At 66.1% G+C, this 17,109-nt stretch carries 19 protein-coding genes; 14 read left to right on the top strand and 5 right to left on the bottom strand.

What is annotated here, in order from left to right; genetic code table 11:
- Positions 1 to 252 precede the first annotated feature (252 nt).
- On the top strand, positions 253 to 1,464 hold the full coding sequence (gene hemW / locus CH276_RS01565; RefSeq protein ID WP_094631104.1) for a radical SAM family heme chaperone HemW: 1,212 nt from the start codon (positions 253 to 255) through the stop codon (positions 1,462 to 1,464).
- Positions 1,465 to 1,474: 10 nt separating this feature from the next.
- On the opposite strand, the gene CH276_RS01560 is transcribed toward hemW, so the two are convergent.
- Positions 1,475 to 1,780, bottom strand: a complete 306-nt coding sequence (locus tag CH276_RS01560; RefSeq protein WP_008715485.1) for a type II toxin-antitoxin system VapB family antitoxin — start codon at positions 1,778 to 1,780, stop codon at positions 1,475 to 1,477.
- A 133-nt stretch (positions 1,781 to 1,913) separates the two neighbouring features.
- Between CH276_RS01560 and hrcA the strand changes: the two genes are divergently transcribed.
- From hrcA to era, 8 genes are all read left to right on the top strand, one after another.
- Positions 1,914 to 2,957, top strand: coding sequence for a heat-inducible transcriptional repressor HrcA (gene hrcA, locus CH276_RS01555; RefSeq protein WP_027497502.1), 1,044 nt, complete (start codon positions 1,914 to 1,916; stop codon positions 2,955 to 2,957).
- A gap of 98 nt (positions 2,958 to 3,055) precedes the next feature.
- A complete protein-coding gene (gene dnaJ / locus CH276_RS01550; RefSeq protein WP_032394547.1) occupies positions 3,056 to 4,213 on the top strand; it encodes a molecular chaperone DnaJ in 1,158 nt (385 codons plus the stop codon).
- A 3-nt stretch (positions 4,214 to 4,216) separates the two neighbouring features.
- On the top strand, positions 4,217 to 4,990 hold the full coding sequence (locus CH276_RS01545) for a 16S rRNA (uracil(1498)-N(3))-methyltransferase (RefSeq protein ID WP_094631105.1): 774 nt from the start codon (positions 4,217 to 4,219) through the stop codon (positions 4,988 to 4,990).
- On the top strand, positions 4,987 to 5,742 hold the full coding sequence (locus tag CH276_RS01540) for an alpha/beta hydrolase family protein (protein WP_094631106.1): 756 nt from the start codon (positions 4,987 to 4,989) through the stop codon (positions 5,740 to 5,742). The genes CH276_RS01545 and CH276_RS01540 overlap by 4 nt, the downstream gene beginning before the upstream one ends.
- A gap of 93 nt (positions 5,743 to 5,835) precedes the next feature.
- Positions 5,836 to 6,879: a PhoH family protein gene (locus CH276_RS01535; protein WP_032394544.1), complete on the top strand. Its 1,044-nt coding sequence runs from the start codon at positions 5,836 to 5,838 to the stop codon at positions 6,877 to 6,879.
- Between the two features lie 53 nt (positions 6,880 to 6,932).
- Positions 6,933 to 7,475 carry an rRNA maturation RNase YbeY gene (gene ybeY, locus CH276_RS01530; RefSeq protein ID WP_032394543.1) on the top strand — a complete coding sequence of 181 codons (543 nt, stop codon included), beginning with the start codon at positions 6,933 to 6,935 and terminating at the stop codon, positions 7,473 to 7,475.
- A gap of 40 nt (positions 7,476 to 7,515) precedes the next feature.
- Positions 7,516 to 8,838, top strand: a complete 1,323-nt coding sequence (locus CH276_RS01525; protein WP_032394542.1) for a hemolysin family protein — start codon at positions 7,516 to 7,518, stop codon at positions 8,836 to 8,838.
- 17 nt (positions 8,839 to 8,855) lie between these two features.
- Positions 8,856 to 9,770: a GTPase Era gene (gene era, locus CH276_RS01520; protein ID WP_045194673.1), complete on the top strand. Its 915-nt coding sequence runs from the start codon at positions 8,856 to 8,858 to the stop codon at positions 9,768 to 9,770.
- A 56-nt stretch (positions 9,771 to 9,826) separates the two neighbouring features.
- Here era and CH276_RS01515 read toward each other — a convergent pair whose 3' ends face one another.
- Entirely contained in the window at positions 9,827 to 11,233 is a 1,407-nt protein-coding gene (locus CH276_RS01515) for an amidase (protein ID WP_094631130.1), read from the bottom strand.
- 72 nt (positions 11,234 to 11,305) lie between these two features.
- On the opposite strand from CH276_RS01515, the gene recO reads away from it, so the two are divergent.
- Genes recO through CH276_RS01495 form a run of 4 tightly spaced genes read left to right on the top strand, consistent with a single transcriptional unit; the run spans position 11,306 to position 14,369 of the window.
- Positions 11,306 to 12,139 carry a DNA repair protein RecO gene (gene recO / locus CH276_RS01510; RefSeq protein WP_008715506.1) on the top strand — a complete coding sequence of 278 codons (834 nt, stop codon included), beginning with the start codon at positions 11,306 to 11,308 and terminating at the stop codon, positions 12,137 to 12,139.
- Complete coding sequence (locus CH276_RS01505) at positions 12,096 to 12,914, top strand: isoprenyl transferase (protein ID WP_045194677.1); 819 nt, start codon at positions 12,096 to 12,098, stop codon at positions 12,912 to 12,914. Before recO ends, CH276_RS01505 begins: the two co-directional genes overlap by 44 nt.
- Positions 12,907 to 13,326, top strand: a complete 420-nt coding sequence (locus tag CH276_RS01500; protein ID WP_045194679.1) for a hypothetical protein — start codon at positions 12,907 to 12,909, stop codon at positions 13,324 to 13,326. The genes CH276_RS01505 and CH276_RS01500 overlap by 8 nt, the downstream gene beginning before the upstream one ends.
- Positions 13,327 to 13,376: 50 nt before the next feature.
- Complete coding sequence (locus CH276_RS01495) at positions 13,377 to 14,369, top strand: iron-siderophore ABC transporter substrate-binding protein (protein WP_082073669.1); 993 nt, start codon at positions 13,377 to 13,379, stop codon at positions 14,367 to 14,369.
- A gap of 6 nt (positions 14,370 to 14,375) precedes the next feature.
- Here the strand turns inward: CH276_RS01495 and CH276_RS01490 are convergent, their stop codons facing one another.
- Complete coding sequence (locus CH276_RS01490; RefSeq protein ID WP_094631107.1) at positions 14,376 to 14,816, bottom strand: Fur family transcriptional regulator; 441 nt, start codon at positions 14,814 to 14,816, stop codon at positions 14,376 to 14,378.
- Positions 14,813 to 15,274, bottom strand: coding sequence for an ArsR/SmtB family transcription factor (locus CH276_RS01485; protein ID WP_306436624.1), 462 nt, complete (start codon positions 15,272 to 15,274; stop codon positions 14,813 to 14,815). Before CH276_RS01485 ends, CH276_RS01490 begins: the two co-directional genes overlap by 4 nt.
- Positions 15,275 to 15,457: 183 nt before the next feature.
- Here CH276_RS01485 and CH276_RS01480 point away from each other — a divergent pair, with 183 nt between their 5' ends.
- The gene (locus CH276_RS01480; RefSeq protein WP_032379159.1) at positions 15,458 to 16,843 is read left to right on the top strand and encodes a glycine--tRNA ligase; all 1,386 of its coding nucleotides are present in this window, start codon (positions 15,458 to 15,460) and stop codon (positions 16,841 to 16,843) included.
- 70 nt (positions 16,844 to 16,913) lie between these two features.
- Here the strand turns inward: CH276_RS01480 and CH276_RS28325 are convergent.
- Positions 16,914 to 17,109 (bottom strand): PLDc N-terminal domain-containing protein (locus tag CH276_RS28325; protein ID WP_176459070.1); only part of this gene is annotated, 196 nt, incomplete at its 5' end.

Below are 17,109 nucleotides of genomic sequence, written 5' to 3'. Positions count from 1 at the left end.
GGATCGAATGGACGTGCTCGAAGGAGGGCTGGTCAGCAGCCGGTCGTGTGTCGACACGACGCGCTGCAGACACGGCCGAGGTCGACGTGGCGGCGCGCCACGAGTCGAATTCCTGAGTCGGTCACGGGAGCCATTGTGCCACGTCATCGCGGCGACGGACGACGGCGGCAGCTATTTACCCCGATTTCGGGGTAAATAGGCTGGCAGGGCGAGTGGGATCGGGTGGGCCTGGACTCTGGGACACTGGAGGGCGTGAATACCGTCCTACCCGTCCCGTCCACCTTCGAGCTGCCGACCGAGGCATTCGACGGGGTGGGGGACCGCGCATTCGGGATCTACGTTCACGTCCCGTTCTGCGCCACCCGATGTGGGTACTGCGACTTCAACACCTACACGGCCGGTGAACTGGGAACGTCGGCGTCACCGCAGTCCTGGTTGGAGGGCCTGCGACGTGAGTTGGACATCGCTGCGGGGCTGATCCAGGCCGGTACGGGCCGCGTTCCGACGGCAGACACCGTCTTCGTCGGCGGTGGCACGCCGTCATTGCTCGGGGGCGACGGGTTGGCCGACGTCCTGGGGGCGGTGCGGTCCAGCTTCGGCCTGACCGACGGCGGCGAGGTGACCACGGAATCCAACCCCGAATCGACGTCGCCTCGATTCTTCGACCGGCTCCGTGATGCGGGCTTCACTCGTATCTCGCTCGGAATGCAGTCCGCTGCGCCACACGTGCTCGCCGTGCTCGATCGCACGCACACGCCCGGTCGCGCGGTCGCCGCAGCCAAGGAAGCACGTGCGGCGGGATTCGAGCACGTCAATCTCGACCTCATCTACGGCACCCCGGGCGAGCGTGACAGTGACCTGGACCAGTCTCTCGCCGCGGTTCTCGACGCCGGTGTCGACCACGTCTCGGCCTACGCGCTGATCGTCGAGGACGGCACCGCCATGGCCCGCAAGGTTCGCCGAGGTGAGCTGCCTGCCCCCGACGACGACGTACTGGCGAGCCGATACGAGCGCATCGACACGGCGTTGAACGCCGCAGGCCTGTCCTGGTACGAGGTGTCGAACTGGGCCACCGACGCCGCAGCGCAGTGCCGCCACAACATCGGCTACTGGGACGGCGGCGACTGGTGGGGCGCGGGACCCGGTGCACACAGTCACATCGGCGGCACCCGGTTCTGGAACGTCAAGCACCCGGCCGCATACGCCGATCGCCTCGCCGCAGGTCACCTACCGGTGCTGGGCAGCGAACTGCTCAGCGCCGAGGATCGGCACCTCGAGGAGCTGATGTTGACCGTGCGGCTCCGCTCGGGAGTGCCGAGAACTCTGCTGGGGCCGGCCGAGCGCGCCGCTGCCGAGCAGACCGTCGCGGACGGGTTGATGGTGGCCCGGGGTGACCATCTCGTGCTGACCGACCGAGGCAGACTGCTGGCCGACGCGGTGGTGCGCACCATCGCGGCCGCCTGAAAAACCTGGCTCAGGCTCCGAGGGCGTCGTAGTCGAACACCCTGGCGTGCAACACAGTTCGATTTCTCAGTGCCGCACGCACAGCGCGGTGCAAGCCGTCCTCGAGATAGATGACGCCGCGGAACTGCACCGCGTGGGGAAACAGATCGCCGTAGAAGGTGGAGTCCTCGGACAGCAATCTGTCCAGCTCGAGCACCTTGGTGGTGGTGACGATCTCGTCCAGGCGGAGCTGGCGCGGCGGGATTCTCGACCAGTCGCGGATGGACAGGCCGTGCTCGGGGTACGGCTTTCCGTCACGAACACCCTTGAAGATCATCGCGAGCCTCGAGCCGCTGGACCGAATCGAAAGAACGTTTCCACTCGGACCACAGTAAGGCCTTGCACGAGCATGTGTTCGCCGGCTACTAGACTCGAGCGACGATTGGAAACGAGAACGGAGGTGGGCACCGATGTCGAGCACCGACGACAGGCGGTTCGAGGTTCTACGAGCGATCGTGGCGGACTACGTGTCCACCCAGGAACCCGTCGGTTCGCGTGCGCTGGTCGAGCGCCACAACCTGGGAGTGTCCAGTGCAACGGTGCGCAACGACATGGCTGTGCTCGAGGCCGAGGGCTACATCGCCCAGCCGCACACCAGCTCCGGTCGGGTGCCGACCGACAAGGGCTATCGGCAGTTCGTCGACCGGATAGCCGACGTCAAGCCACTGTCTGCTGCCGAACGTCGCGCCATCCTGGAGTTTCTCGAGAACGGCGTCGACCTGGACGACGTGTTGCGACGCGGCGTTCGATTACTGGCCCAGTTGACCCGCCAGGTGGCCGTGGTGCAGTACCCCACGCTGTCGGCGTCCTCGGTGCGCCACCTGGAAGTGGTGGCGCTCACCCCGGCCCGGCTGCTGCTGGTGCTCATCACCGACTCCGGTCGAGTCGATCAGCGCATCGTCGAACTCGGTGACGTGATCGACGACGAGAACTTGGCTCAGCTGCGGCGTCTCCTCGGTGGTGCGCTGGAAGGCAAGCGGCTGGCGGCGGCGTCGGCTGCGGTGGCCGAACTCGCCGAGAACGCCCCGCCCGCGCTGCGCGACGCGATGATTCGATCGGCAACGGTGCTGGTGGAATCACTCGTCGAGCACCCCGAGGAACGCCTGGTACTCGGCGGCACGGCGAACCTGACGCGCAACGCCGCGGACTTCGCGGGCGACGCGGGGTTTCCCGGGTCGCTCAGAGCGGTACTCGAGGCGCTGGAAGAGCAAGTGGTGGTGCTCAAGCTGCTCGCCGTGACACAGGACACCCGAACGGTCACGGTGCGGATCGGCGAGGAAACGCAGGTCGAGGAGATGCGCGGAACGTCGGTGATTTCCACCGGGTACGGGTCGGCTGGCATGGTCCTCGGAGGAATGGGTGTTCTCGGGCCGACCCGAATGGACTACCCAGGAACAATCGCGTCGGTCGCCGCGGTTGCCAGGTACATCGGCGAGGTCCTCGCCGAACGCTGACGACGAGCGAGAACCGATCGAACGACGGCCGCGGGGGCGCGGGCGGCCGCACACAGCACTATCGAACGAGATTCATCTTCTAGGACGAAAGAGACGACGTGGCACGGGATTATTACGGGACTTTGGGCGTCGGCCAGCAGGCGACGGACCAGGAGATCAAGCGCGCCTACCGCAAACTGGCGCGAGAACTGCACCCGGACGTCAACCCGGACGAGGCCGCGCAGGCACGGTTCAAGGACATCTCCACCGCATACGAGGTGCTCTCGGATCCGGAGAAGCGTCGCATCGTCGACCTCGGCGGGGACCCGCTCCAGCAGGGCGGCGGAGGCGGCGGCGGTGGATTCGGTGGAGCCGGATTCGGCGGCGGCCTCGGGGACGTGTTCGAAGCGTTCTTCGGTGGCGGCGCGGGCGGCTCCCAGCGCGGGCCCAAGGGCCGTGTGCAGCCGGGCGCGGACTCGCTGCTGCGTACCAAGCTCACTCTCGACGAGTGCGCCACCGGCGTGACCAAGCACATCACCGTCGACACGGCGATCCTGTGCGACCTGTGCACGGGCTCGGGCACCAACGGCGACTCCAAGCCGGTCCGCTGCGAAACCTGCGGAGGTGCCGGTGAAGTGCAGTCGGTACAGCGCTCGTTCCTCGGCCAGGTCATGACCAGCCGTCCGTGCCCCACCTGCCGCGGCGCGGGCGAGACGATCCCCGACCCCTGCCGCAAGTGCGGCGGCGACGGTCGCGTCCGGTCGCGTCGCGACATCTCGGTCAAGGTGCCGGTCGGCGTGAGCAACGGCATGCGGATCCGACTGGCCTCGCAGGGCGAGGTCGGTCCGGGCGGCGGACCCGCTGGTGACCTGTACGTGGAGATCGTCGAACAGCAGCACGAGGTGTTCGTGCGCGACGGTGACGACCTGCACTGCACCGTCCGCGTCCCGATGGTCGACGCGGCACTCGGCACCTCGGTCACCGTCGACGCGATCATCGACGGACCCACCGAGATCTCGATCGAGCAAGGCACACAACCGAATTCGACCACGGTGCTACGCGGTCACGGTATGCCCAAGCTGCGGTCGGGCATTCGCGGCGATCTGCACGCGCACCTCGAGGTGATCGTGCCGACCAAGCTCGACAGCAAGCAGACCCATCTGCTCGAACAGCTCAGGTCGATGCGCGACCGCGACTCGGCGGAGGTGGTCACCACCGGCTCGGCGCACAGCGGTGGCCTGTTCTCGCGGTTGCGGGAAGCTTTCAGCGGTCGCTGATCGATGGCCCCCACGGTCTTCTACCTCTCCCCGCTGCCGAACGTCGGCGAGGTCGCGGTGCTCGACGGCAAGGAAGGTCATCACGCCGCGACGGTGCGACGCATCCGCGTCGGCGAGCGGGTGCTGCTCGGTGACGGAGCGGGCGGTCTGGCCGACACGGTCGTGGCCGCAGCGGAGAAGAACCGACTGGAGCTGACAGTCCAAGCACGCAGCGAGATGCCGCGTCCCACTCCGGTGGTGACGCTGGTGCAGGCATTGCCGAAGGCGGACCGATCGGAACTGGCCGTCGAGCTGGCCACCGAGGCAGGCGTCGACGCCGTGGTTCCCTGGCAGTCCGCGCGATGCGTCGCCCGGTGGGATGGCCCGAAGGCATCCAAGGGCGTCGCGAAGTGGCGGAGTACCGCGGCCGAGGCCGCCAAGCAGTCGCGTCGGGCATTCATCCCCGAGGTCTCCGAGCTGCACGATTCGCGTGCGGTCGACGCCTTCGTGCGCGGCGTCGTGGAGCGCGGTGGAATCGTGGCGGTGCTGCACGAGGCGGCCACCTCGGCGTTCCGAGACCTGCCGTTCGACTCGGTGCCCGAGGTCGCGATCGTCGTGGGACCCGAGGGTGGCCTCGACGACCGAGAGGTGGCCGCCCTGACCGAGGCGGGTGCAACCCCGGTCGTGCTCGGCCCTACGGTGCTGCGGACCTCGACGGCAGGAGCGGTGGCCCTCGGCGCGCTCGGGGTTCTGACCTCGCGGTGGGCACAGTTGCCGCCCGACTTCCAGAACGCATGAGCGCACGGATCAAGATCGCCTACGGCGACCACCCGGAGCAGTTCGGCCATCTCTATCTGCCGGCCGAACCCGTCGACGACACGACCCCGGTGGTCGTGGTGGTGCACGGCGGGTTCTGGAGCGGACAGTACGGATCCAATCTGGGTACCCAGTTCGCCCGCGCCGTGGCCGGAGCCGGAGCGGTGGCGTGGAACATCGAGTACCGACGCGTCGGCGCAGGCGGACACTGGCCGGAGATGCAGTCCGACGTGACCGCAGCACTCGACGTGGTCGCGGGGGAACTGCAGCACCACGCCCCGGTCGGGATCGACGACGTGCGCGTGATCGGGCACTCCGCAGGCGGGCACCTGGCCGTGTGGCTCGGCGGAGAGACCGGCACGAAGGTCCGCCCGTCACGCATCGTCTCGCAGGCCGGCGTTCTCGATCTCGAACCGCGAGGTGCGTCGGGACGCACCAACCCGGCGGTCGAGGCGCTGTTGCAGGCCCGGTACCAGGACGACCCCGCGCTGTACCGATCCGCCTCGCCTGCTGCCCGTGCACCCATCGGTATCCCGACGATCTGCCTGCACGGGGCCGAGGACGTCCAGGTGCCCGCCGCGCAGAGCGAGCGGTACGTCGCGCTGGCGCGAGCCGCCGGAGACGACGCCCGACTGACGATCGTGCCTGGGGAAGACCACTTCGCTTTCCTGAACCCCGATTCGCGGTGTTGGGCGCTCTCGCTCAACGCCGTGCTCGGTGCCACCGCCGGTTAATGGGAATGCGCATCGTTGCTGCGGCGTTAAACTCCATCCATAGCAAGTGCACATCCGAGCAGCCGACACCAGAGAGCAGGCCATAGCCACCACGTGAGTGAACACAGCGAATTTCCCGCCGAGCGTGACGTTCGGTCCACCTTGGAACTCGCCCCCGAAGCGGTGATGCCACTGCTGGGACAGTCCGACGAGAATCTGCGGGCGCTCGAGCAGATGCTGACGGCAGACATCCACGTACGAGGAAACGCCGTGACGCTCACCGGAAAAGTGGCGGATGTGGCGCTGGCCGAACGGGTGATCTCCGAGTTGGCCGCGCTGGCCAAGCGTGCTCAGCCACTGACTCCCGATGCGGTGCGCCGATCGATCGCCATGCTCACCGAGGGCGTGTCGGATTCACCGGCCGAGGTGCTCAGCCTCGACATCCTCTCGCGCCGCGGCAAGACGATCCGGCCCAAGACGCTGAACCAGAAGCGGTACGTCGATGCGATCGACGCCAACACCATCGTGTTCGGCATCGGCCCGGCCGGTACCGGCAAGACGTACCTGGCGATGGCGAAGGCCGTGCAGGCATTGCAGACCAAGCAGGTCAGCCGCATCATCCTGACGCGTCCTGCAGTGGAGGCGGGGGAGCGCCTCGGCTTCCTGCCCGGAACGCTGCACGAGAAGATCGACCCGTACCTGCGTCCGCTGCACGATGCGTTGCACGACATGATGGACGACGAAGCGATCCCCAAGCTGATGCAGGCGGGGGTCATCGAAGTCGCCCCGCTCGCCTACATGCGCGGCCGCACGCTCAACGACGCATTCATCATTCTCGACGAGGCACAGAACACCACCGCCGAGCAGATGAAGATGTTCCTGACGCGACTCGGATTCGGGTCGAAGATCGTCGTCACCGGCGACGTGACGCAGGTGGATCTTCCCGGTGGCGCGCGATCCGGGCTGCGCGCGGCGTCGGAGATCCTCACCGACGTCGACGACATCCACTTCGCGCAGCTGACCAGCAGCGACGTGGTGCGGCACCGATTGGTTTCGGAGATCGTCGACGCGTACGAGCGGTTCGAGTCGACGTCGGAAGGCGTCATTCCCAATCGGGCGCAACGGCGGACCGGTGGACCGCGTTCGGCGAGAAGATGATTCAGGCGTACGGAACGACAGATGCAGGCAACGAGAGCGTGGGTAGTGGCTAGATGAGTATCGAAGTGTCCAACGAGTCGGGGATGGACATCTCCGAACCCGAGCTGGTCTCGGTCGCACGGTTCGCGATCGCCGGCATGGACGTGCATCCCGCCGCGGAACTGTCGATGGTGCTGGTGGATTCGGCCACGATGGCCGATCTGCACATGCGGTGGATGGATCTGCCCGGCCCCACCGACGTGATGTCGTTTCCGATGGACGAGCTCGAGCCGGGCGGTCGTCCCGATGCGCCCGAGCCAGGACCGGCGATGCTCGGCGACATCGTGCTGTGCCCGTCGTTCGCCGCGGATCAGGCTGCAGCTGCGGGACATTCGCTCGAGCACGAGTTGGCGTTGCTGACCGTGCACGGTGTGTTGCACCTGCTCGGTTACGACCACGCCGAGCCGGACGAAGAGAAGGAAATGTTCGAGCTGCAGAACCGACTGCTGGCCGAATGGTACGAGGACGCAAGGCGAGCGGAACAGGCTGCCGAACAGGCCGCCCGCGATGCCCGGCTCCTCGGCAAGGCCGGTTTCGTCGATGGACTCGATCGATGAGCTGCGTCGTCGAACAGGTGGAAGTGTGGGGTCGTAGCGCGTGAGCAGTGCTGCTGCGCTCATCGTGTTCGCTGTCCTTCTGGTGCCTCTCGGAGGCCTGTTCGCTGCCGTCGATTCCGCGCTGAACACGGTGTCGCGGGCGCGAATCGACGACATGGTCAAGGACGAGCGCCCCGGTGCCGCCGGCCTCGTCGTGGTGGTCGGCGACCGCCCGCGGTACGTCAACCTGATGGTGCTGCTGCGCATTCTGTGCGAAATCGGCGGCACGGTGTTGCTCGCGGGTGGCCTGACGCAGTTGATCGACTCCACCACGGCACTGGTGATCAGCGCGGTGGCGATGGTGTTGGTCAGTTACGTCGTGATCGGTGTCGGTCCGCGAACCCTCGGTCGGCAGAACGCGTACTCGATCGCGTTGGCGGCAGCACTGCCGCTGCGTGCACTCGGGTGGCTCCTCGGGCCGATCAGCCGCCTGCTCATTCTCATCGGTAACGCGATCACCCCCGGTAAGGGATTTCGCAACGGCCCGTTCGCTTCCGAGATCGAACTGCGTGAACTGGTGGACATGGCCCGCGAGCGCGGTGTCGTGGCCGACGACGAACGGCGGATGATCCAGTCGGTGTTCGAGCTCGGAGACACCTCCGCCCGTGAGGTCATGGTTCCGCGCCCCGAGATGGTGTGGATCGAGTCCGACAAATCAGCAGGGCAGGCCACTTCGTTGGCCGTGCGCAGCGGCCACTCCCGCATCCCGGTGATCGGCGAGAACGTGGACGACGTGGTGGGGGTCGTCTACCTCAAAGACCTTGTGCAGCAGACGTATCACTCCACAGACGGTGGCCGCGGAGTGCAGGTGTCCGAGGTGATGCGTCCGGCCGTCTTCGTTCCCGACTCCAAGGCGCTCGACAGTCTGCTCGCCGAGATGCAGCGCGATCGCAACCACATGGCCCTGCTCGTCGACGAGTACGGAGGCATCGCCGGACTGGTGACCATCGAGGACGTGATCGAGGAAATCGTCGGCGAGATAGCCGACGAATACGACTCGGACGAGGTTGCGCCCATCGAGGAACTGGACGACGGACGTTATCGGCTGTCCTCGCGGTTGCCGCTCGAGGACCTCGGCGAGATCTTCGGCATCGACATCGAATCCGAGGAAGTCGACACCGTCGGTGGACTCCTCGGCTACGAACTCGGCCGAGTACCGTTGCCCGGTTCGCAGGTCATCACCCACGGACTCCTGCTGCGCGGAGAAGGTGGAGCCGACCCGAAGGGGCGCGTCCGTATTGCCACGGTCCTGGTCGAGAAGCTCGAACCGGACGAAGAAACCACCGAGGACGACGACTCGTCGGACGTCACTCGCCAACACTGAAATCTGGAGGTGCTCTTGTGTCAGAGCAGAACAACGGTGAGTTCCGATCCGGATTCGTCTGTTTCGTAGGTCGACCCAACACCGGCAAATCCACGCTGACCAATGCGTTGGTGGGATCGAAGATCGCCATCACGTCCTCACGTCCCCAAACGACGCGGCACACCATTCGCGGCATCGTGCACCGAGAGCACGCCCAGCTGATCCTGGTCGACACGCCGGGCCTGCACCGACCGAGAACGCTACTGGGTCAACGCCTCAACGACCTGGTGCAGGACACCTACTCCGAGGTCGACGTCATCGGACTCTGCATCCCCGCGGACGAGAAGATCGGGCCCGGCGACCGGTGGATTCTCGAACAGGTGCGGCACATCGCGCCCAAGACGACGCTCATCGGCATCGTGACCAAGATCGACAAGGTCAAGAAGGAACGCGTCGTACAGCAGCTGATGTCGCTGTCGAAGCTGCTCGGTGAGAATTCGCACGTCATTCCGGTGTCGGCCGAATCGGGCGAGCAGATCGAGAAGCTCGTCGACCTGTTGGCCTCCGAGCTCCCCCCGGGCCCGGCGTTCTACCCCGACGGAGAGTTGACCGACGAGCCCGAGGAAATCCTCATGGCCGAACTCATCCGTGAGGCCGCGCTCGAGGGCGTCCGCGACGAGTTGCCGCACTCGCTGGCCGTCGTCATCGACGAGGTCCTCCCTCGGGAGGGCCACGACAACATGCTCGACGTGCACGCAATTCTGTACGTCGAGCGATCGAGTCAGAAGGCGATCATCATCGGCAAGGGCGGTTCACGACTCAAGGAAGTCGGTACTGCATCGCGACTGCAGATCGAGAAGCTGCTCGGCACCAGGATCTACCTGGACCTGCACGTGAAGATCGCCAAGGACTGGCAGACCGACCCGAAGCAGATGGGCAAGCTCGGATTCTGACCGGAGCGGCTTCGCCGCACGTGCACGACAATTCGTAGCAGACTACGAAGTTTCGCTCACCTGGTCCACCAGGGATCGGGGCGCTTGCGGTGCCACTGCAACACGTTCTCGAGCTGAGCGGCCACCGACACCAGTAGCGGCTCCGAGGATTCGTGGCCCATCAGTTGCAGGCCGATCGGAAGGCCGGCGGTGGTGAACCCTGCCGGCACGTTGACGCTCGGCCAGCCAAGCACGTTCCACGGCCAGGTGTAGGGACAGTGCTCGGTGATCACCCGATCGGTGTCGGCATTGGAGATGCCGTCGATGGCCTCGATCCGCGGCGGTGGGGTGGCCGTCGTCGGGGCGAGCACGATGTCGTACTCGTCGAAGAATCGGCCGATACGACGCCCGATGCGCGGCTCGGCGGCGCGGGCTGCACGGAGCGGCGCTCCGGCGAGAGCTCGGCCGCTCCTGGCATTGGCTCGGGTCCTCGGGTCGGCGAGAGACGGCTCCGGCAGACGGTCCACCCAGGCCGCCACACCGGCCAGCGAGCGGGGTAAGAAGTTGAGCCCCAACAGCATTCCGTAGGCGGGGTCGTCGACGACCACTCGATGTCCAAGCAGTCGCAGCACCGCGGCCATCTCGTACGCGGCAGCCGCGATCTCGGGGTCCAGGGGTGCGGGCGTCGGGATGAAGGGCTTACGCAGGCTGAGCGCGATGCGCAGCGAGCCGGGGTTGCGTCCGACGGCATCGGAGACGGTCAGTGGTTTCGGACGATGCAGATCTCCGTCGTGACTACCCGAGACCACGTCGAGGAGCAGTGCCGCGTCGGCCACGGTACGTGCGAGCGGGCCGATGACGGTGATGCCGTTGAACGCCTCGGGCTCCGGCCACGACGAGATGCGTCCGCGTTGCGGCTTGATCCCCACGAGATTGGTCCAGGAGGCCGGAATTCGCACCGAGCCGGCACCGTCGGAACCGAGAGCGGCAGAGACCAATTCGGCAGCCACTGCGGCAGAGCTCCCACCCGAGGAGCCGCCGGGGGTGCGCTCGCGGTCCCATGGATTGCGGGTGTGCCCGAAGGTGCCGCCGGTGAAGGGCCATTGGCCGAGTTCGGGGCTGTTGGTCTTTCCGACGATGACGGCCCCGGCCGCACGCAGTCTGCGCACCACCTCCGAATCCGTGGTGGCCGGTGGAAAGTTGCCCGCGCAGCCGAAGGCGGTCGGCTCCCCGGTGACGTCGACGTCGTCCTTGACGGCAACGGGAACGCCGAGCAGGGGAGCGCTGGTGCCGGCGGCGCGCAGCCGGTCCGCTTCGGCGGCCTCGGCGAGGGCGGCGTCGCGGCGCACGAGGCGGAACGCGTTGAGCGTGGGTTGGCTCTTGTCGATCCGATCGAGCGATTCGGTGACCGCCTGTACCGAGGTGATGCGACCCGACGCGAGAGCGGCGGCCTGGGCAACGAGAGTCGACCGATGGAAATCCACGCCTGCACAGTATCGACTTCTCGTCAGCGCGGGAACGGTCGCCGCCGCTGCGCGCGTGGGACACTGGACGACGTGAGGCCGTACCGTGACAACGCAGTCGTCCTGCGCCAGCACAAGCTGGGCGAGGCCGACCGTATCGTCACGTTGTTGACCAGGGAGAACGGCATCGTGCGGGCCGTCGCAAAAGGGGTTCGCCGCACCAAATCCAAGTTCGGTGCACGGCTGGAACCGTTTGCGCACATCGACGTCCTGCTCTATCCGGGACGCAACCTCGACATCGTCACCCAGGTGCACACCGTCGACGCGTTCGGTGGAGACATCGTCGCCGACTACGGCCGCTACACCACCGGCTGTGCGGTTCTCGAAACGGCCGAACGGCTGGCCGGTGAGGAACACGCGCCCGCGCAGCGGCTGCATCAGCTGACTGTCGGTGCCCTGCGCGCCCTCGCGCAGCACGTGCGGCCGCCCGAGTTGGTGCTCGACGCATACCTGCTGCGCGCGATGGGTTTCGCCGGATGGGCACCCGCACTGACCGATTGCGCGCGGTGCGCCGCGGTGGGGCCGCACCGTGCGTTCCACGTCGCTGCCGGTGGTGCGGTGTGCGTGCATTGCCGACCGCCGGGCTCGGCGACGCCGTCGACCGGGGTACTCGACCTGATGGTGGCGCTCGAGCGAGGCGAGTGGGACTACACCGTCACCACCTCCGATGCCGTCCGCAAGCAGGCCAGTGGCCTGGTGGCGGCTCATCTGCAGTGGCATCTCGAACGACAGTTGCGCACCCTTCCGCTCATCGAACGCTCGCACCCGCACCAGGTGCCGCTGGCCCAACCTGACTCCGTGTTCGCCGACACCGTCGGGCAGGATGGGGACCGTGATTCGACGACGCGAGCCGCAACCCCGGCCTGACGAACGGCCGGCGGTGCGCCCGCCGGACCCGCACCCCTCGGGTGCGCGGCCACCGATCCTGCAGCCGGAACTGATTCCTCGTCACGTCGCTCTGGTCATGGACGGCAACGGTCGGTGGGCACAGGATCGTGGATTGCCGCGAACCGCAGGGCACGAGCAGGGCGAAGCGGTACTGATGGACGCCGTCTGTGGCTGCATCGAGATCGGTGTGCAGTGGTTGTCCGCGTACGCATTCTCGACGGAGAACTGGAAGCGCAGTCCCGACGAGGTCAAGTTCCTGATGGGCTTCAACCGGGACGTCATTCGTCGTCGACGCGACGAGATGAACGAGATGGGCGTCCGGGTTCGCTGGGCCGGCCGTCGCCCGAGGTTGTGGGGCAGTGTCATCAAGGAACTCGAGGTTGCCGAGGAGTTGACGAAACGTAACACCGTGATGACCTTGACGATGTGCGTCAACTACGGCGGCCGAGCCGAGATTGCCGATGCCACAAGGGAAATCGCTCGACAGGTGGCCGCGGGCAAGCTGAACCCGGAGAAGATCACCGAGGCCACCGTCGCCAAGTACCTCGACGAGGCGGACATGCCGGACGTGGATCTGTTCCTGCGTCCGTCGGGGGAGCAGCGGACGTCGAACTTCCTGCTGTGGCAGTCGGCGTACGCGGAGTTCGTGTTCCAGAAGAAGCTCTTCCCGGATTTCGACCGTCGGGATCTGTGGGAGGCGTGTATCGAATACGCCTCGCGGGACCGACGATTCGGTGGAGTCAAGTATGAGTGAGGACGCGAACGGGACGCCGGACGAGGGGCTTTCGTTGCAGGCCCGCGCCCAGTTGGCGCTCTCGCAGTTCGCGACGGTGACACTCGGCGACGAGGGATCTCTCGGTTTCGACTACGCGGGCGCTCTGTGCTCGCTGCGTGCCGTTCGACTCTCGCCCGAACTCGAGGTGCTCTCGCTCACCGCGGTCTTGGCTTGGGACCGGCCGCTGAAGCCGGCTCTGCACAAGAAAGTTGCCGACCGCAATGCGGACTCGCAATTCGGCGCGATCTCGGTCAACACCCACGGCAAGCTCGCGGATGTGTTGTTGCGCTACACCTTTCCCGCGAACGGTCTGGACGACGAGGCGATGTTGACGATGCTCATTCTGGTGCTCGCCGGAGTCGAGAAGGCGCGTGAGGGCCTACTTCCCTGACTCGTCAGCTAAGGTTTGCCTGTACTTAGTTTCTAGTAGAGGTGGATGCGATGACTGTGCGGTGGACCCGAATGCTCACGGTAGTGGTGGCGGTGATCACCCTCGGTGCGGCCGTGACGGCCTGTTCGACCACCGACGACGTCGACACGGCGACGCAGTCGGCGGACGGTGCGTTCCCGGTTGTCATCGACCACATCTACGGCAGCACGACCATCGCCGAGAAGCCCACGCGCATCGTCACCCTCGGGGTGTCCGACGCCGATGCCGTCATCGCGCTCGGCACCGTTCCCGTCGGGAACACCGGGTACACGTTCTACGAGACCGGACTCGGTCCCTGGACCGACGAGTTGGTCGGTGACGCGCCGTTGACGCTGCTGGGCTCGGAGTCCGAGCCTAACTTCGAGCTGATCGCCTCGCTGGCGCCGGATCTCATCACCGGACTCAACGCGGGTTTCGACGAGGCGACGTACGACAGGCTCAGCGGCATCGCGCCGACGGTCGCCCGACCTGCAGGATCTGCTGCCTATGCCGTCGATCGTGAGGTTGCCACCGACACCATCGCTCGCGCGATGGGTGAACGCGACCGCGGTGAGCAGTTGAACGCGCAGACCGACGCCGCGCTCGAGCAGGTTCGAAACGAACATCCGGAGTTCGCGGGCAAGACTGCAGCAGTGGTGCTTCCGTACGACGGCCAGTTCGGCGCATATCTGCCCGGTGATGCCCGCGGCACATTCGTCACCTCACTGGGCTTCGAGGTCCCGGAATCGATCCGCGCCCAGGACGACGGCACCAACTTCTTCGTTCCGGTCTCGTCCGAGAACATTTCGATGCTCGATGCGGACCTGGTGCTCTATCTCGGTACCGGTGCCGACATCGACGTGGTGGCGGAGAACCCGATCTTCGGAACTCTCGATGCTGCTCGGCGCGATGCGATCGTGCCGTTGTCCACCGATCAGCGTGGAGCGATCACGTACAACTCGGTGCTGTCGATTCCGTTCGCCATCGACGCGTTGGTACCTCGCATCGCTGAGGTCGTCGCCTGAGCGGAATCACTGGGGGGCTGCGGTGCACTGACTGCAGGTGCCGAAGATCTCGATCGTGTGGCTCACGTCGCTGAAGCCGTTGGATTCGGCGACGCTCTGCGACCACTTCTCGACGGTGGGGCCTTCCACCTCTACGGTGAAACCGCACGAGCGACACACCAGGTGATGGTGATGTCCGGAGGAGCAGCGCCGGTAGACCGACTCGCCGTTGTCGGTGCGCAGAACGTCGACCGTCCCGGCGTCGGCCAAGGTCTGCAGTGTCCGATACACCGTGGTGAGCCCGATACCCTCACCGCGCTTGCGCAATTCGTCGTGCAGATCCTGTGCGGACTTGAACTCCTCGATGGTGTCGAGCAGATCGGAGATGGCACTGCGCTGCTTGGTGGCCCGCACTCCGACGACGACGGGTCGTCGCGATGTCGCGGTGTCGGTGGACTTGTCGGTCACAGGTTCCGGCCTTCCTCGGCGTGGGCCACGGCGTCGACGACGATATGGGAGAGGTGATCGTCGACCAATCGGTACAGGACCTCGCGTCCGTTGCGTTCTCCGCGCACCACACCCGCTGCCTTGAGCACTCGAAGGTGCTGGCTGATCAACGGTTGCGTGACGCCGAGGGCGACGACGAGTTCGTGTACGCACCGCTCGGACTCACGCAGCTGCAGCACGATGGCGATGCGCACCGGGGCCGCGAGTGCCCGCAGGATGTCGCCCGCCGCGGTCAGAGTCTCCTTCGGCGGGATGTGAGCCGGGGGAGCGGCGGCGAACGGATCGCCGGAGTGCAACGGGTGCTCCGGGTCCTGCCGGTGGGTCGAACTTGCTTCCACTGTCGAATCCGTGGACACGGTTGCGGCTCCTTCGGTCGCCGGTTCGTTGTCGGCGGACTCTCCCTGCACGAGCGACGTCATGACACCAGGTTAGTGCAGTAGTTGTTATTGCAAATCGTATTCATTGTGATATGCACAGGTGCGCATGTCAACTTCCGCAGCCGACCGCTGTTCGGTTTAGACCGCCGAGCCAGATAGTCTGATCAGGGCGAAAACCGCCCGTCACCTCTTACACGATGTAACCGAAGATGGAGAGCTCCGCCAGTGGCACCCAAGTCCAAAGTCGAAACCGTCGCCAACCTCGCCAAGCGCAGAGGCCTCGTCTACCCGTGCGGCGAGATCTACGGCGGTACCAAGTCGGCCTGGGACTACGGCCCGCTGGGCGTCGAGCTCAAGGAGAACATCAAGAAGCAGTGGTGGCGCAACATGATCACCAGCCGCGACGACACCGTCGGGCTGGACTCCTCGGTGATCCTGCCCCGGCAGGTGTGGGAGGCGTCGGGTCACGTCGAGACGTTCTCCGACCCGCTGGTGGAGTCGTTGCACACGCACAAGCGGTACCGCGCCGATCACCTCATCGAGGCCTACGAGGAGAAGCACGGCCACCCGCCGGAGAACGGCCTGGCCGACATCCGCGACCCGGAAACCGGTGAACCCGGCTCCTGGACCGAACCGCGTGCATTCTCGGGTCTGCTCAAGACCTTCCTCGGCCCGGTCGACAACGAAGAGGGCCTGCATTACCTGCGTCCCGAGACCGCACAGGGCATCTTCGTCAACTTCGCCAACGTGCTGACCACCTCACGCAAGAAGCCACCGTTCGGCATCGGCCAGATCGGCAAGAGCTTCCGCAACGAGATCACTCCGGGAAACTTCATCTTCCGCACCCGTGAGTTCGAGCAGATGGAGATGGAATTCTTCGTCAAGCCCGGCGAGGACGACGAGTGGCATCAGTACTGGATCGACTACCGCATGAAGTGGTACACCGATCTCGGTATCGATCCGGAGAACCTGCGGCTCTACGAGCACGCCAAGGAAAAGTTGTCGCACTACTCCAAGCGCACCGTCGACATCGAGTACAAGTTCGGCTTCCAGGGCAGTGCGTGGGGCGAGTTGGAGGGCGTGGCGAACCGCACCGACTACGACCTCTCGGTGCACTCCAAGGCGTCGGGCCAGGACCTGAGTTACTACGAGCAGGCCACCGACACCCGCTACACCCCGTACGTCATCGAGCCTGCGGCCGGTCTGACGCGTTCGCTGATGGCGTTCCTCGTCGACGCGTACACCGAGGACGAGGCCCCCAACGCCAAGGGCGGCGTCGACAAGCGCGTCGTGCTCAAGCTCGATCGTCGCCTGGCACCGGTGAAGGTCGCGGTGCTTCCGCTCTCGCGTAACGCAGACCTGACGCCCAAGGCGAAAGACCTTGCGCAGCAACTGCGTCAGTACTGGAACGTCGAATTCGACGATGCCGGAGCCATCGGTCGCCGTTACCGTCGACAGGACGAGATCGGCACCCCGTTCTGCATCACCGTCGACTTCGACACCCTCGACGACCACGCAGTCACCATCCGCGAGCGCGACACGATGGCGCAGGAACGCGTGGCACTCGATCAGGTCGAGGGCTACATCGCCTCCCGTTTGATCGGCGCGTAAAGGACCTCACTCACCCGACAGGGCCCGATCTCGCGATGAGATCGGGCCCTGTCGGCTGTCGAGGGGTGGGTCAGAAGCGGCCGCCACCACCACCGAATCCGCCGCCACCGCCGCCTCCGCCGCCTCCGCCGCTCCCGCCGCGACGGCCGAGGGCCAGGTAGGCGAGGCTTCCGACGAACGGGGCGATCACGATGAACGCCACCCAGGCGACCTTCGCGACCTTCGAGAGCCGCGGATTCGACACCACTCCCTGAATCGCGAACAGC

This window comes from Rhodococcus sp. 06-470-2, from assembly GCF_002258235.1.
Classification (GTDB): domain Bacteria; phylum Actinomycetota; class Actinomycetes; order Mycobacteriales; family Mycobacteriaceae; genus Rhodococcoides.
The sequence above is the reverse complement of the archived record's forward strand: the minus strand, read 5'-3'. Positions and strand labels throughout refer to the sequence as shown.